This window comes from Desulfosarcina sp., assembly GCF_046496365.1.
GTDB lineage: Bacteria > Desulfobacterota > Desulfobacteria > Desulfobacterales > Desulfosarcinaceae > Desulfosarcina.
Genome location: NZ_JAWOHB010000104.1, coordinates 34,725 through 50,259, shown reverse-complemented (window position 1 = coordinate 50,259; position 15,535 = coordinate 34,725). Strand labels below are relative to the sequence as shown.

Sequence of the window (15,535 nt, the reverse complement as noted above, 5' to 3'; positions counted from 1 at the left end):
GTCATCAGCGTGGACAAGGGGGGTATCGATACTTATTTTTGCCGGATTCTAAGACAAACGGCAATCTTTTGGCAACCGGTTTTCATGCCATGGGATCCCACTTGACAAAATCAGACCGCAACCGGCTGGCCCATTTGGCCGACCGCAGAAACCCATTACGGAAATTAAAGATGAAAAACCGTCCCAACGGAATCGACCCACTATCCGTGACCCGGCCTCGCCAAAAAAGAAAGACCATGGAACTGGATACCATCGAGGTCAAGGGTGCCCGGGAGCACAACCTCAAGCAGATCGATGTCAGCCTGCCCAAAAAAAAGCTGATCGTCTTCACTGGCGTGTCCGGCTCAGGCAAGTCCAGCCTGGCCTTCGACACCATCTTTGCAGAGGGTCAGCGCCGCTACGTGGAGTCCCTGTCGGCCTATGCCCGCCAATTCATCGGTCAGATGGAGAAGCCCCGCTACGACACCATCCGGGGCTTGTCACCGACCATCTCCATCGAACAGAAGTCGGCCAGCAAGAATCCGCGTTCCACGGTGGGGACCATCACCGAGATTTATGACTACCTGCGCGTGCTCTTCGCCCGCATCGGCCGGCAGACCTGCATTTCATGCCACAACCCCGTGGGCCGGGGCGACGCCCAGAGCATGGTTGAGCGCATCCTTAACATACCCGCAAACACCAAAATACTCATCCTGGCACCGGTGATCGACAACCGCAAAGGCGAACACCGTGAGGTGATGGCCCGTCTGCAGCAGCAGGGATATGCCCGGCTGCGGATCAACGGTGTCGTGCAGGAGATCGACGCCGTCCAGACCCTGGCCCGGTACAAAAAACACACCATCGAAGCCGTGGTGGATCGTCTGATCGTCTCCAAACAGGACGATTTCAGAAAACGGCTGACCGATTCGGTGGAAACCGCTCTGCGGCTGGGCGAGGGCCGCATCATCGTCCACCGCATGGACAGCGGCGACATCCCCATGAGCGAAGCCCGCTCCTGCTGCGGCATCGCCTACCCGGAACTTGACCCGCCCCTGTTTTCCTTCAACTCACCGTTGGGGATGTGCCCGGACTGCAATGGAATCGGTTCCAAGCTGACCATGGACGAGGACAAGGTGATTGCCGACGCCAAGCTGACGATCCGGCAGGGTGCAGTGATTCCATGGCAGGGCCACTTTTCCGGCAAGGGCGAGCTCAACGGCTCCTGGACCGCCGAACAGCTGCGGGCTATGGCGCATCAGTGGGCGCTGGATTTCGACATCCCCTGGGCGCGATTGACCAAGCGGCAGAAGGATTTGATCCTCTATGGCTCCGGCGGGCGTGAACTGACGGTGAGCTGGAACGCCGAAAAAATCCAAGGTTCCTATACCACAACCTATGAAGGGCTGCTCAACACCCTCATGCGCCGTTACAAACAGACCGAATCGGAAAACGCCAAGAAGTATTACGGCCGATTTCTCTCCACGCGACCCTGCGACACCTGCGCGGGTCGGCGTCTGAAACCCGAAGTGCTGGCCGTGAAGATCGGCGACAGGTCAATCATCGATGTCACCGAGATGACCATCCGCGAAGCGCAGGATTTTCTGACCGGCTTGAAGCTCTCCGGCAACCGCAGGATCATCGCCGCCGAACTGCTCAAGGAGATCACCGGCCGTCTGGAATTCCTCATCAACGTGGGCCTGGACTACCTGTCACTCAGCCGCAAAGGCCCCACCCTCTCCGGCGGTGAATCCCAGCGCATCCGCCTGGCTTCCCAGGTGGGATCGGAGCTCACCGGCGTCCTCTACATTCTCGATGAACCCTCCATCGGCCTTCACCAGCGTGACAACATCAAGCTGCTGGGCACCCTGTGCCACCTGCGGGACATCGGCAACACCCTCATCGTGGTGGAACATGACCGGGAAACCATGGCCGCCTCGGACTGGATCGTGGACTTCGGTCCCGGCGCCGGGCATCTGGGTGGCACAATCGTGGCCCAGGGCACTCCGCAACAAATTATGCGCCGCAAAACATCCCTCACCGGCCAGTATCTCAGCGGCCGGGAAAAAATAGAGATCCCGGCAACCCGGCGGCGCGTCGATGCGGCCGGCAAACGGCGGATCAGCATTGTCGACGCGGCCGAGAACAACCTGGACCACATTACCGTAGAGATCCCTTTAGGGCTCCTGGTGGCAGTCACCGGGGTTTCCGGCGCCGGCAAATCCACCCTGATCAACCAGATTCTCTACCCGGCCCTGGCCGGAAAACTGCACCACGCCGTGCTGCAAACCGGCCGTCACGAGGCGATAACCGGTCTCGAACACCTCGACAAGGTGATCAACATCGACCAGAAGGCCATCGGCCGCACGCCGCGCAGCAACCCGGCCACCTACACCAAGGTGTTCGATTCCATACGCGATTTTTTCGCTCAACTGCCCGAATCGAATATGCGCGGATACGAGAAAGGGCGCTACTCCTTCAACGTCAAGGGGGGACGCTGTGAAGCCTGCAACGGCGACGGCTACATCAAAGTGGAGATGCACTTTCTGGCCGACGTCTATGTGCCCTGCGAAACCTGCCGGGGCAAGCGCTTCAACGACGCCACCCTGGAGATCAGGTACAAGGACCACTCCATCGCCGACGTGCTGGATCTGTCTGTCGTTCAAGCCCGGGACCTGTTCAGGAACCATCCACACATACGGCGCATCCTGGATACCCTCATGGACGTGGGTCTCTCCTACATCAAGCTGGGTCAGGCAGCAACCACCCTTTCCGGCGGCGAAGCCCAGCGCATCAAACTGGCCCGCGAACTGGCCAAGCGAGCCACGGGACGCACCCTTTACATCCTGGACGAACCCACCACCGGTCTGCACTTCCAGGATATCAAGATGCTGCTGGCCGTCCTGCAGCGCCTGGTGGAAGGCGGCAACACCGTGGTGGTAATCGAACACAACCTGGATGTAATCAAGACGGCCGACTGGATCATCGACCTTGGCCCCGAAGGCGGTAAAGGTGGCGGGCGTATCGTGGCCCAGGGTCCGCCGGAGGAAGTGGCACGTTCACAGAAAAGCTATACGGGCCGGTATCTCCAAGATAGCTTACTGGGTTGAATGACATCAGACATTTCAACCCCTATTCTTATTTCTGCCGTTCAGCGCAGGATGAACTTCAGCCTGAAATGTGCTATGCCTGCTGACGTCATGGGAGACAAAATCCACATCGAAACGATCAGCCGCCTGCCGGTGACAACCATCCTTTCACAACTGAAGGCGGTGTTGCATCGGCATCCATCGGCGGTTCTGGTGGCGCCCCCGGGGGCCGGCAAGACGACCAGTGTGCCGTTGGCCCTGTTGGACGAACCCTGGCTGTCCGGTCGACGGTTGCTGCTCCTGGCTCCGCGCCGGCTGGCTGCACGGGCCGCTGCCCATCGCATGGCGGCACTGCTGAACCAGAAGGCCGGCCAAACCGTGGGCTACCGGGTCCGCATGGAAAGCCGGGTGGGCCCGGACACGCGCATCGAAGTGATTACGGAGGGTGTGCTCACCCGCATGCTGCAAAGCGATCCGCCGCTGACCGGTGTGGGGCTGGTCATCTTCGATGAGTTTCATGAACGCAGCCTGGATGCCGACCTGGGACTGGCCTTGTGCCGGGATGTCCAGGGCGTGCTCAACCGGGACCTTCGTCTGCTCGTGATGTCGGCCACCCTGGATGCGCAACCGGTGACCGCCCTGTTGGATGATGCCCCGCTGATCCGCTGCGACGGCCGCATGTTTCCCGTTACGACCCGCTATGTCGACCGGCCTGTGGACCAGCCCGTTGAGCAGGCCGTTGCCCGGGTGATCCGCCGGTCGGTGGCCGCCGATGAAGGCAACCTGCTCGTCTTTCTGCCCGGAACCAGGGAGATCAGACGGGTGGCCCGTTTACTTGATGATGCGGACCTGCCGTGCGGTTGGTCCGTAGCCCCCCTTTACGGCAACCTGCCCCGGGATCGGCAGGATGCAGTCATCGCACCACCTTTGGCCGGACAGCACAAAATCGTACTGGCCACCGCCATTGCCGAAACCAGCCTGACCATTGAACGGATCGGCGTGGTCGTGGACAGCGGCCTGCAGCGAGCCCCACGCTTCGATCCCGGCAGCGGCATGTCCCGCTTGGTGACGCTGCCCGTATCGCTGGCATCGGCCGACCAGCGCCGCGGCCGGGCCGGCCGCCAGGAACCGGGAATCTGTTACCGGCTCTGGCGCGAGTCGGCCAACCCCACCTTGGTGCCCCACAACCGGCCGGAAATAGTTGACGCCGATCTGACGGCATTGGCCCTGGAACTGGCCGCCTGGGGGATAGAGGGTCCCGATGCCCTGCGTTGGCTGGACCCGCCGCCGCCGGTCGCCTTCTCTCGGGCGCGGAGCCTGCTCACCGACCTGGGAGCCCTGGACCGGGAAGGCAGGATTACCGCCCACGGCCGGCATATGGCTTCGCTGCCCCTGCACCCCCGTCTATCCCACATGATCATTTCGGCCGGGAAAGAGAAAATGGGTCGTGCCGCCTGTGAGGTCGCCGCCATCCTGAGCGAACGCGACCCGCTTTATTTTAGGCGTGGGGAAAGGGATGCCGACGTCACCTTGAGGATGCACGTATTGCAAGCCTTCACGGCGAGGCAACCGATTCAACTGCATGGATGCAGCGTGGATGCAGCCGCCGTGCGGCACATACGCAAGGTATCGACGGTGCTGCAGAATCGTTTGGGTATCAGTGACACGCGCACGGCAATGGTTGAACCGGGCCGCCTGCTGGCCTGGGCATATCCCGACCGCATTGCCCGGCACCGGCCCGGCAAGCCGGGCCGGTTTTTACTGGCCAGCGGCCGGGGCGCCTATTTCGACCCGCCTGAACCGTTGAGCACCAGTGAATACCTGGTGGCGGCTCACCTGGACGGCGACCGGCAGGAGGCCCGCATCTTCATGGCAGCTGCCACCACGAAGGAGAGCCTGCTAGACCAGTTTGCGCAGCGGGTTCGGTGGCAGGCAATGGTGTCCTGGGATGATCAGCGGCAGGCCGTATCGGCTGTTCGCCAACTGGTTTTGGGCGCACTCACCCTGGCAACCGAAACACTGACGTGCCCTGACCCCCAAGCCGTAAGAGCCGCCATGATCAGCGGTATCCGCAGCAGGGGTATTGCCGTACTTCCCTGGACCCGAGCCCTGAGGTCCTGGCAGGCACGGGTCATGCTTCTGGCACAAATGGATCCCGAAGGCGGTCCCTGGCCGGATACCAGCGACAGTGCGCTTTCAGCAACGCTGGAGGTTTGGCTGTCACCCTATCTGGCCGGCATGACACGCTTGAGTGGGTTGGAAGCCGGGGTTTTTTCCAAGGCATTGCACAATCTGCTCACCTGGCGGCAACAGCGGCAGATCGAGGAACTGGCCCCCACCCATTTCACGGTGCCCAGCGGCTCCCGCCTGCCCATCGACTACAGCCAGCCGATTCCGGTGCTGGCGGTACGCATCCAGGAGTTGTTCGGCCTATCAACCACCCCGGCCATCGCCCAAGGCCGCATTCCCATGCTGCTGCATCTGCTTTCGCCCGCCGGACGCCCCGCTCAGATTACGCGAGACCTGGCCGGTTTCTGGCAAAACAGCTACCCCGAGGTCAAAAAAGCGCTCAAAGGTCGTTACCCCAAACACCTTTGGCCGGATGATCCGTTGCATACCGCCCCGACGGCGCGCGCCAAACCGAAATTTCGAACTGAACCGCAGCCCGATCATTGAATGTGTGGTAGCATCTGTGCTAACTGATCCTCACCCGGGCAACCTGTTTCGGCAGCGCCGGCACCCGTCGTGAACGGGTCGACTGTCAACGGACAGGCACCCAACCAATCTGACGGACAACCTGATCGAAAGGCGATGGCATATGAATTGGCTGAGTATCGGATTGATCGGTGCGATCGTGTTTACCCTGCACGCCTTCCAGCAGATCAAGATGACCCTCAAGGATAAGGGCCATCACGTGGATTTGATGAGCGGATGGTTGGAGGATTACCGCAAGTTCAAGCAGTTGACCCGCGATGAGCCGGACGAACTGACCCGCCACAAATACCAGCGTGTATTGAACGGGCTGTATCTTGCCCTGGCCGGTCTGGTGTTTATCCCCTTGCTGATGATCATGGGAAAGTAGACGCCGGCCTGACCTCCGCCCACGAAAGGAAAACGCCATGACCTACGAATTGAAAGCCAACCTGGATCTCGGCTGATTCCCATCCCTACTTGACCTGTAAGCGCTGAAACGATAAAGTGGGCCTGTTTCAATCGGGGATCCCGACCGATCCGTCAGATCAGCACAAGGCCCGGAATTTGAAGGTGCCTGTCCTGAACGTGGAAACCGCCCATGGGAACCTAATCAGCAGCGGCCTCGCAGTTCGATCAAACAATGCGGAAAATGGTCGCTTGAAGGATGAACATGTTCAGCGAACCGTTCGTGGTCACCATCGAAGTGGTTCCCCCGGACGGCCCGGACCCGGCAAAGGTGCTGGCCACCCTGGAATCCCTGGCTGAATTGCCCTTTTACGGGTTCAGCGTCGCCACCAATCCTGTAGCCAAGCCCCGCATGAGTGCCATGGCCCTGTGTGCCCTGATCCAGCGGGGCGTGAAGAAACCGGCGATCCTGCACCTGACCACCCGGGACCACAACCGCTTGAGCCTGCAGGCAGAGTTATGGGGGGCTAGAGCCCTGGGCATTCACACCGTAATGGTGGCCAGCGGTGATTTTGTGGCTTCCAAGGACCGGGGAAGCACAACCACCGTCCGGGATGTCGATGTTTACCGCCTGGTGCGCATGGCCCGGGAAGCCGGGCTGAAAACCGGTGTGGTCTTCGATTCCCATCCGGAAACCAACGGTCTGGCCAAGGCAGTGGATCACCTGCAGAAAAAAGTGGATGCCGGCGCTCAGTTTGCCGTCACCCAGCCCGTATACGATGAGCCGGCCGCCGATGAAATTACCCGCGCCACCCGAAACATCGGCATCCCCGTAATCATGGGCATCCTTCCCTTGCGAACCCCCCGACACGCGGAATTTCTGCACACCAGGGTAGCCGGCATCGTCGTGCCAGAGGCGCTGCGGCAGCGCATGCACCACACCGCCAACCCCGTCGCGGAGGGTACCGCCAACGCCCGTGAGATGATTGCTGCAGCCCGCAAGCGGTTTTCCGGCGCCTGCATCATGCCCCCATTCGATCATTACGAAGTCATGGTCGACATTCTATAAATCGGAAAAGCGTTCCTATACCCATTTAAGCAAAGGAGATTGAAAATGGAACAAACGGCAAGGGAAAAGAAAAAGGCTAAGGTTATCGAGGTGTTGAACAAGGCTCGGTCCATGGAGCTTACGGCCATTACCCAGTACATGAGCCAGCATTACAACCTGGATGACAAGGACTATGGGGAACTGGCCGCAAAGGTCAAGCTTATCGCCATCGATGAGATGCGCCATGCAGAGGGTTTTGCCGAACGGATCAAGGAACTGGGGGGCGAGCCCACCACGGAACCCGACCAGAAGGTCACCAAGGGCCAGACGGTCGAACAGATCTTCCCTTTTGATGCCGGTCTCGAAGACCATACCATCGACATCTACAACCAGTTTCTTCTGGTCTGCCGTGAAAACGGCGACAGTACGAGCATGAAATTGTTCGAACAGACGATCGATGAGGAACAGATTCATTTCAACTACTTCGACAACATCAGCGACCATATCCAAACACTGGGTAATACCTATCTGGCAAAAATAGCCGGAACATCCTCGGCCACAGGCATCGGTCCCAGCGGTTTTGTTGTCAGCGGCGGGGCCTGATCCCGAAGCGTCAGCGATCACCCGTGCATTTGCCCGGCTGGGGTACAGCGCCTCCTTCTCCGGTTATGAAAAACTGTTTGTTTTTTAGGAGGAAAAATGCTCTTTTTACCCTTAATTGGCCGATCTCGGCATTCGCGAGACGGACCGGTTCCTTTACCCGGGCACCATCGCCTTCACCCCGACACCCAAACAACAGGAACCGGGCATGTGCATGCGCCCAGCGCATCAAAAAAAACCACTAACGACTGATCGAACCAACAGAGGCCGGCATTTGATGAAGAACATCCTTGTCGTCGACACCGATACCATTATGCTCCACACCTTCGTGGGGCTGCTGAAGAGCCAGAGCAACTTTTTGCAAATCCTCTCCGCTGCCAACGTCCAAGCGGGATTGGAGATCCTTGCCGGGCAGGAAGTCCACCTTGTGATCGCAGGCATGCACATGTCCGAAATGGACACCTTCGAGTTGTTGTCCCTGCTGGGAGTAAAATACCCGCAAACCCGCGTCATCGTCATGACCAACAATTCATCATCCATGTTCCGCACCAAGATCAAACAGATGGCGTCGGCCGTTCATTTCGATCAGGCCCTGGACATCAGCATGCTCACCAAGCGGATCTTCACCGAACTGCAAATCGACTATGGCGGCCAGATTCGTGGAATCACCCTAGCCTCCTTTCTCCAGATGCTGGAACTGGAAAGCCGCTCCTGCGCGCTGCAAATCACCGCAAAAGGTAAATTGGGAACGATCTACATCGTCGACGGCAAGCCGGCAGCCGCCAAAATGGGGTTGCTTGTGGGCAAATCCGCCGCCCTGCATATCCTCACATGGGAAAATGTTCTGATTGATATTGATTATGCCGTAGGAGAAATAACCCGGGAGATCAACACGCCCTTAATGAACCTGCTGCTGGAAAGCGGACGTATCGTTGACGAAAAACAGAGCGAGCGCCCCAACCTCAGAAGATTCAGCCGTTACGACTGCCTGGTGGGTGTGGATTACGATATCAGCGACTGGACCTACCAGTGTTACATGCGCGACATCAGTGAGGGTGGGGCCTATATCGAGACTGAACAGCCCGTCAAAGTGGGCCAGCGGCTGATCATGTCACTTTCCTCGCCTGTGCTGGAACGCACCTGCGCGATCAACGGTCTGGTGGTCCGCCGGGACCCCAAGGGCATCGGCGTCCGCTTCGAGGATTTGACCCTGCAACAGAAACAGGTGATCCGTTCCCTGATGGAAAGCCGCTGCTCACCCATCTCGGGGCCGTCCCAATAACCCACACGCCATTATCGATGTCCATGTCCAAATCGCCGGCCGTCGGCCCGGAATCCCACCCTTCCTGGATCACCCGGATCAATGCCAAAACCAGCGACCCTCGGAATAACTGCATTCCAGCAACGAATATACAGTATTCACCCCATTGCAGGTCAAATTCCAGTCTGTAATAATGGACACCAAAAACAAAAAGGAGGCAAATGAAAATGAAATTCAGAGATTTTTTCCTTCCTAAAATCGTTCGTTCCGATCCCAGCATAAGAAAGAAAGCGGTTTTAGCCGAAAGCAATCCGGAAGTGCTCAAGGGCGTCATTAAAAATGATTCCGACAAAGAAGTGCGTGATATCGCACGGAAACGCTTGCAGAAATTAAATACCTGATCTCAAAACCCAATCAGGTTTTTTGGCACCCATCCGGTCGATCGGGGCCACCTGAATTTTTTAAAAACGGCTGACAGGATCGATGAGGGGCTACGCCCCTCGTCCGGCTTCCTGTTGCGCCATGGTTTTCTGCGCCGTGAATGGCTTCGCCTCCGATCATTTAGGATTGTTAAATTTCCCTCCAAGAGATAAGCATAATTCCAAAAATATTTAATGCTTGTCACCCATGTAAGGAATCACCGCAGACCGGTACCCTTTTTTTATCGGCAGCCATCATCCAGACGGCGAGGGAGTGCGGCATGGCAAGGCAGGCGATAGCCAGGAGGAGAACATGTCGAAGCAATACGATGCTCTGGTGATCGGTTCGGGTACCGCCGGCCAAACCGCAGCCTACGAATTGAATCGCAGCGGCCTGTCGGTGGGGATGGTGGAACACAGCCAGCGACCGGGGGGAACATGCGCACTCAGCGGCTGCCAGGCCAAAAAATGGTTCTATGAAGGCGCCGAAACCGTGGCGCGATCGCGCCACCTTTCCGGCATAGGGATCGCCGTACCGGCATTGGCCAATTGGCTTGCGCTGCGTGATGCCAAAAACCGATTTACGGCCAAGGTGCCTGACAATACTGTCAATGGCCTGAAAAAAGCAGGCATCGATTTTATAAGGGGTCGTGGCCGATTCACTGATCGAAACTCCATCTCGGCGGGCGATCAGCGTTTGTCCGCCCGCTTCATCGTTGTGGCCACCGGTGCAGTCCCCATGGGGTTACCCATAGATGGCGCACGGCTTATGGCCACCAGCACTGAATTTATGGAGTTGGACCGGCTTCCCCCCCGGATCATCTTCATCGGGGGGGGGTTCATTTCCTTTGAGTTCGCCCATTTTGCCGTCAGGTTGGGACCCCCGCAGACCCACTGCACGATCCTGGAGGCCGGTCCCCGTCCACTGGGGCCTTTTGATCAGGAAATGGTTGGCCTGTTGACGGAAGCATCTGCGCCGGAAGGCATCGACATCCACTGCGGCATGGACATCACAAACATTGAAAAGACCGGTCGCGCATTCACCGTAACAACCAAAGACGGCCGTCAGTTTGAAGCGGATCTCGTGGTACATGGTGCCGGCCGGGAACCGGACATCCGGGATCTTGATTTGGATACAGCGGGGATCAAATCGACACGGCAGGGTATTGCCGTCAATGCGAAAATGGCCACGACGAATCCGTATGTTTATGCAGTGGGTGACTGTGCAGCTACCGTCCAGTTGGCCCGGGTGGCGGATGCCGAGGCCCAGGTGGCAGCGGCTGAGATCATCAGTCGCGTTACCGGCAATCGACACGACGCATCCATGGACTACTCGGCCGTTCCGTCTGTGCTGTTCACCTACCCCCAGTATGGGATGGTGGGCGCCACGGAGGATGCCCTGAAAGAGGAAGGAGCCGTCTATAAAAAAAGCGTCGGAAAAAACCTTGCCTGGCCGACCTACCAGCGCGTGGGCATGCAATCGGCGGCTTACAAAATACTCTCCGGAAAAGACGGGATGCTGTTGGGGGCCCATGTGCTGTCAGACTGCGCCACGGGGTTAATCAACACCTTCACCCTCGCCATGGTCAACCGTATCTCCGTCGACGATCTGTACCACCAGAGTATCATGACGCCCTACCCTTCCAGGGAAAGCGACATCATTTACATGTTAAAGCCCTTGCTATCATGACGCCGACCCTTAGAGGGCGGCTTCCCGGCAAAATAAACCGGTCTTACGGCCAAACTACCTGATATGACCCATATCCATCACTGAGCCGATCCACTATCTTGCGAGTAAAGCCAAGATTACCTTAAAAAAGGATATCAGCCATGAGTGAAACCCGAGATGCATATGTAAAAAAGATGAAAGCCAAACTGGATGAGTGGAATGCTGAGATTGCCAAACTGGAGGCCAAGGCCAGGCAGCATAAAGCCGATGCACAAATGAATTACGAAGAGCAGATTGAATCGCTGAAAAATAAACGCAAATCGACTGAAAGAGACCTAGACAAGCTGCGACAGGCCGGCGGCAATGCCTGGGAAGACCTGAAAACGGGCGTCGAGAATGCAGCCAGTTCCCTGAAAGATGCGATCCGGTCCGCGCAATCCAGATTTAAATAGAGATCCTTTCTGACATCGAAGGTACATTTCGCTGGCAGATTGTTAATAATGGACGCGGGTGTGCACGGGTAGCCAGCCACACGCGTCCACAAAGTCTACATTCGTTCGATATTTCCGCGCAACTGACCGATTTCTATACCTAAGCTGACACATTGCTTGCCCTGCAGGCACAACTCCGCATCACCTTCTTCCAGGAAGGTCTTTAATTGACGGGAACCTTTTTTCAGATCGACCGTCCATCGCTGGTTGGCCTGATCGAAGGCAACGTTGACATCGATGCCGCACTCGCCGACATCCGGATAAATCTCTTTGATCTTCTTGCATAGCTCGTTTTTGTCAATCATGTTTTATTTCCTTTCGGTTACCAAATCATGGAATTGCAATAAAATGGTTTGCCCCCCTTACGCTTGAGTGGATTCACAAATGCTGGAACCATTGTTTACGCTTCGCGCACCCAGTGCCGAGCCTTGTCGATCTCCTGTATATCGAAATAGCGAACATCGGCTGAAGTGAACGGCTTCACAAACACCGCCACCCCCTTGCGCCACCTGGATTCACCCACCACGGCCAACCGCTTGATGTCATTGAAATGTTTGGCCGCGAACTTGGTTTCTTCCCAGAGTGCACCGGCTGTCCAGCCCTCAAAATCGTGCAACTCGGCCAGCACCCGGATGGGCGAACCGTTTTGCATCTGGCTTTCGATCATCGGAACAAACGTCTCATAATCCGATTTAGTCAACTTTTCACGGAATTTGAGCGTGACGATGGTGCCCACTGGTGTTGGATCCACCTGGATTTCATCAAATCCAATCGGCATGGCTACCTCTCTTTCTGTACATTATAATTGCGTACACTGTCACTTGCAACAAACGACTGAATATTCCCCGCGAAAAGGCCGCAGGGAGAATGCGTTCGCCGTCGCGGTTGCATTGCAACGTAGAGACAGAAACAGGTGCAATCCACTGCGGTTGTGGACGACACCTGTTACCTAAATGTGGAAAAAACAAATAATTTTAAGGTGATCCCGGTTTCGGCATGCGCTGAGCGAAGGCTTTGGCTTCATCGGATGTCAGCAGTTTCATGTTTTCTGCGCAACAAACCAGATCGCCGTCCCCACCTTCAAGCACCATAACGACATTTCCACAAGTCTCGCATTTGTAAATCTCGTTTTTGACTGCTCCCATAAGAACTCTCCTTTCGTTAGTTTTAACCGTATGGGATTACGCCCGGGTCAACGCATCCCCACACGGCCCGTCTGGGGTCGGTTGCCATGGTATCGAATGCCAGCGGAATCTCAATGGGGGCTGGCATGTATTGCCGGAAGTTTTCATGGGTATATTGGAAAAGACAATGTCCCGGAAGATCCCATCCGGAAACCGGAACTACAGCGGTCGGCGGCCGCCTATGCGTGCGTCCTTTTGGTTAATTGGGCGTCAATGATGACCGATGATATCAGCCTGCATGGTAATTGGAATGGAACGGACGGGGCATTATTGACGATTCGGACGTGCAGCTCCGAGCGCTAAATTGGCAAAATAGCGTTGATTTTTGTTCCCTGGCCAAGATGGGACTCGATATGAAAGGAACCGCCGAAAATTTCACAACGTTCGCGCATGGAGGTCAGGCCGTATCCGCTTAGCGGGTCTTTCGGGGAGAAGACCTCTTTGACATCAAAACCCCGGCCATCATCTTGGATGAGCAGGGAGATCGACCGGTTGCCGTCGGTGAATCCCATCTGCAGACGGACCCGATCGGCGTCACTGTGCTTTTCAGCGTTGCTGAGGCCTTCCTGAATTATACGGTAGATGATAATTTTCATCGCTTCGGGGATATCACTTTCCGTGATGTCCGTCCGGTAATCGACATTGATTTTGCGATAGAACCGCTTAAACTGACGCAGATACCACTCGATGGTGGCCATCAACCCCAGGTCATCCATCGTCGTGGGCCGCAGGTTGGCGGATATGCGTTTGGTTTCTTTAATGGTCGCCAAAAGGTAGGTAATCTCCTGGTTTAAGGACTCCGCCAACCGACCCTGATTTTGCTCCCGCTTCATCTCTTTTTCTTCAAGACTGAATTTAATGGCCGCTAGGCTGGCGCCAATGCTGTCGTGCAGCTCCTTTGAAACGGTTCGCCGATCCGCCTCCAATACATCCAGAGCCCGCCTGGAGATGTTTTTCAGCCGCTCCCGGGATAGGGTCAATGCATCACCAATTCGTTTTCTTTCGGAAATTTCCTTTTCCAGGGCACTTATCGTAGTATTGAGATCTTTGGTTCGGTTGGATACCTCCTCCTCCAGGCAGTTCATCATGGATTCCAGATGCCGTTCGTGTTCGGCGGCATGGGTGATATCCGACGCAACAATGACGGCAATTCGCCGGCCGTCTGTCATCCGGCCTAGCAATGCTTTGGAAAGTTCCCAGATCAACGCTTGACCATCGGTTCTCTTCAAGGAAATGCGCAATGACTCCAGCACTTTCTCTGGTTCGAAAAGGCGGTTGAAAAAGTTTTCGTGCTTTTCGGGGGAATCATTAAAAATGTGCCCTGCCCATGCGCCGATGGTCGGAATAGCTGCATGGGAAAATCCAGTAGCCGTTTGAAAAGCGCGGTTGATCATCAGCAAACGGCCATCGTCACCCACGATGAGCACCGGGATCGGTGCATCGCAAAGCGCCTTGAAATATGGGTCTTCAATCTGGAAATTGAGAACATCACAACCACCGTATGGTTTTCTATCGGCCATCGATAGTTCCTTGGTTTTGAGCGGGGGCTGGTTTGAAAGCGTAGACGCTGTTCATGGCCTCATGGTGGATTATTCAAAACGTCCGCGAAACGGTCAGGCAACCGATCCTCTGACCGCCACAGCGTCAGATTTTAATGTAAAAACATACGCCATGTCTCCATTTTTGACAACGCAAAACCCGATCGTATGGTTGTGATCGGGTAAATCAGGAAGGGCTGTTTCGGCGTATGGTATCATGAATGACATCAATCAAACGCAGGCCGCCGGAGTTTTCCTTGGAGAGAAAATAGTTCGCCCCTTTCTCAATCGAGGCCGCTTCGTATTCCACTGAATCATGACTGGTCAGAACAACGATGCGGCTGTCGGGAACCATGCTTTTTATGGATGCAATAAACTCGATACCGTTGTCCTTGGGAAGGGCGATATCGAAAAAGACGACATCGGGCGTTTCATTGTTAAGGATGTCCGTCGCCTGATCGGCATCTGTGGCTTCGCTGACGTCGACACCGGTCTCACTGGCTTGGATCACCTCTTTGAGCGCACGCCGGAAGATCGGAGACGGGTCTAAGATCAGTACTTTTTTACGGTCTATCATCAGTACTCCAGTTTCTTGGATTGAAGAAACAGTTATATTCTACCGCTATTTAGCGCCTTAAGACTATGGGTAATGGACTGTATTTTGACTCAGCCGTGTGTGCACGGGTGGCCTTATGGGCGGTCATGGCGGCATCTGATCCGGATCCTCAGGCGGCGGTTCCTCCACGGGGGGTTGTGGAGGAACATCCCACGGTTTATCAACCGGTGGTATTTCCGGCACGGGTGGTTTCTCGTAGGGCTCACCGGGTTCTTTTACCGGTGGTTTTTTTGGCACGTTCGGCGGTTCTTCTACCGGCGGACCGGCCGGCGGCAGACTTCTCATCAGGTTAACGGCAAAAGAGGTATACACCACGCTTATTTTTCTGAAGTCCACCGGACAAAGAATTTTATTGAGGTTTTTCATGGACATTTCTCCTTTGGTCGGGTTTCGTCAGATGGTCCGCGATTCAGCGTACCTCCCAACCGATCAAAATCAAATACTGCGAATTCCCCATTTTAGATAAAAATCGGGGCTGAGAATATCGCTTATCAGATCGAAGGGGTCCTGGCCATGGACAATCAGATTCGGTTCAACGCTGAAAT

The 15,535-nt window shown here is 56.2% G+C and carries 15 protein-coding genes; 9 read left to right on the top strand and 6 right to left on the bottom strand.

Annotated elements, in window-relative coordinates:
• The first annotated feature begins 170 nt into the window (after positions 1-170).
• From uvrA to R6V78_RS08485, 9 genes are all read left to right on the top strand, one after another.
• Positions 171-3,086, top strand: coding sequence for an excinuclease ABC subunit UvrA (gene uvrA / locus R6V78_RS08525; RefSeq protein WP_410288920.1), 2,916 nt, complete (start codon positions 171-173; stop codon positions 3,084-3,086).
• 75 nt (positions 3,087-3,161) lie between these two features.
• Positions 3,162-5,741 (top strand): ATP-dependent helicase HrpB, encoded by a 2,580-nt coding sequence (gene hrpB, locus R6V78_RS08520; protein ID WP_410288919.1) that lies wholly within the window; start codon positions 3,162-3,164, stop codon positions 5,739-5,741.
• 142 nt (positions 5,742-5,883) lie between these two features.
• Positions 5,884-6,147, top strand: coding sequence for a hypothetical protein (locus R6V78_RS08515; protein WP_410288918.1), 264 nt, complete (start codon positions 5,884-5,886; stop codon positions 6,145-6,147).
• A 282-nt stretch (positions 6,148-6,429) separates the two neighbouring features.
• Positions 6,430-7,233 (top strand): methylenetetrahydrofolate reductase, encoded by an 804-nt coding sequence (locus tag R6V78_RS08510; RefSeq protein WP_410288917.1) that lies wholly within the window; start codon positions 6,430-6,432, stop codon positions 7,231-7,233.
• 45 nt (positions 7,234-7,278) lie between these two features.
• Positions 7,279-7,815: a bacterioferritin gene (locus tag R6V78_RS08505; protein WP_410288916.1), complete on the top strand. Its 537-nt coding sequence runs from the start codon at positions 7,279-7,281 to the stop codon at positions 7,813-7,815.
• Positions 7,816-8,089: 274 nt separating this feature from the next.
• On the top strand, positions 8,090-9,094 hold the full coding sequence (locus R6V78_RS08500; RefSeq protein ID WP_410288915.1) for a PilZ domain-containing protein: 1,005 nt from the start codon (positions 8,090-8,092) through the stop codon (positions 9,092-9,094).
• 206 nt (positions 9,095-9,300) lie between these two features.
• A complete protein-coding gene (locus tag R6V78_RS08495; RefSeq protein ID WP_410288914.1) occupies positions 9,301-9,474 on the top strand; it encodes a hypothetical protein in 174 nt (57 codons plus the stop codon).
• Positions 9,475-9,805: 331 nt separating this feature from the next.
• The gene (locus R6V78_RS08490; protein ID WP_410288913.1) at positions 9,806-11,182 is read left to right on the top strand and encodes a dihydrolipoyl dehydrogenase family protein; all 1,377 of its coding nucleotides are present in this window, start codon (positions 9,806-9,808) and stop codon (positions 11,180-11,182) included.
• A 140-nt stretch (positions 11,183-11,322) separates the two neighbouring features.
• Positions 11,323-11,613 carry a hypothetical protein gene (locus R6V78_RS08485; RefSeq protein WP_410288912.1) on the top strand — a complete coding sequence of 97 codons (291 nt, stop codon included), beginning with the start codon at positions 11,323-11,325 and terminating at the stop codon, positions 11,611-11,613.
• A 95-nt stretch (positions 11,614-11,708) separates the two neighbouring features.
• On the opposite strand, the gene R6V78_RS08480 is transcribed toward R6V78_RS08485, so the two are convergent.
• The 6 genes from R6V78_RS08480 to R6V78_RS08455 all read right to left on the bottom strand — a co-directional run bounded on the left by R6V78_RS08480 (position 11,709) and on the right by R6V78_RS08455 (position 15,356).
• On the bottom strand, positions 11,709-11,957 hold the full coding sequence (locus R6V78_RS08480; RefSeq protein ID WP_410288911.1) for a hypothetical protein: 249 nt from the start codon (positions 11,955-11,957) through the stop codon (positions 11,709-11,711).
• 95 nt (positions 11,958-12,052) lie between these two features.
• Entirely contained in the window at positions 12,053-12,430 is a 378-nt protein-coding gene (locus R6V78_RS08475; RefSeq protein ID WP_410288910.1) for an STAS/SEC14 domain-containing protein, read from the bottom strand.
• A 196-nt stretch (positions 12,431-12,626) separates the two neighbouring features.
• Positions 12,627-12,797 (bottom strand): desulfoferrodoxin FeS4 iron-binding domain-containing protein, encoded by a 171-nt coding sequence (locus R6V78_RS08470; protein WP_410288909.1) that lies wholly within the window; start codon positions 12,795-12,797, stop codon positions 12,627-12,629.
• Positions 12,798-13,135: 338 nt separating this feature from the next.
• Entirely contained in the window at positions 13,136-14,356 is a 1,221-nt protein-coding gene (locus tag R6V78_RS08465; protein WP_410288908.1) for an ATP-binding protein, read from the bottom strand.
• 205 nt (positions 14,357-14,561) lie between these two features.
• Positions 14,562-14,951 carry a response regulator transcription factor gene (locus tag R6V78_RS08460; protein WP_410288907.1) on the bottom strand — a complete coding sequence of 130 codons (390 nt, stop codon included), beginning with the start codon at positions 14,949-14,951 and terminating at the stop codon, positions 14,562-14,564.
• Between the two features lie 123 nt (positions 14,952-15,074).
• Positions 15,075-15,356, bottom strand: a complete 282-nt coding sequence (locus R6V78_RS08455) for a hypothetical protein (RefSeq protein WP_410288906.1) — start codon at positions 15,354-15,356, stop codon at positions 15,075-15,077.
• Positions 15,357-15,535 lie beyond the last annotated feature (179 nt).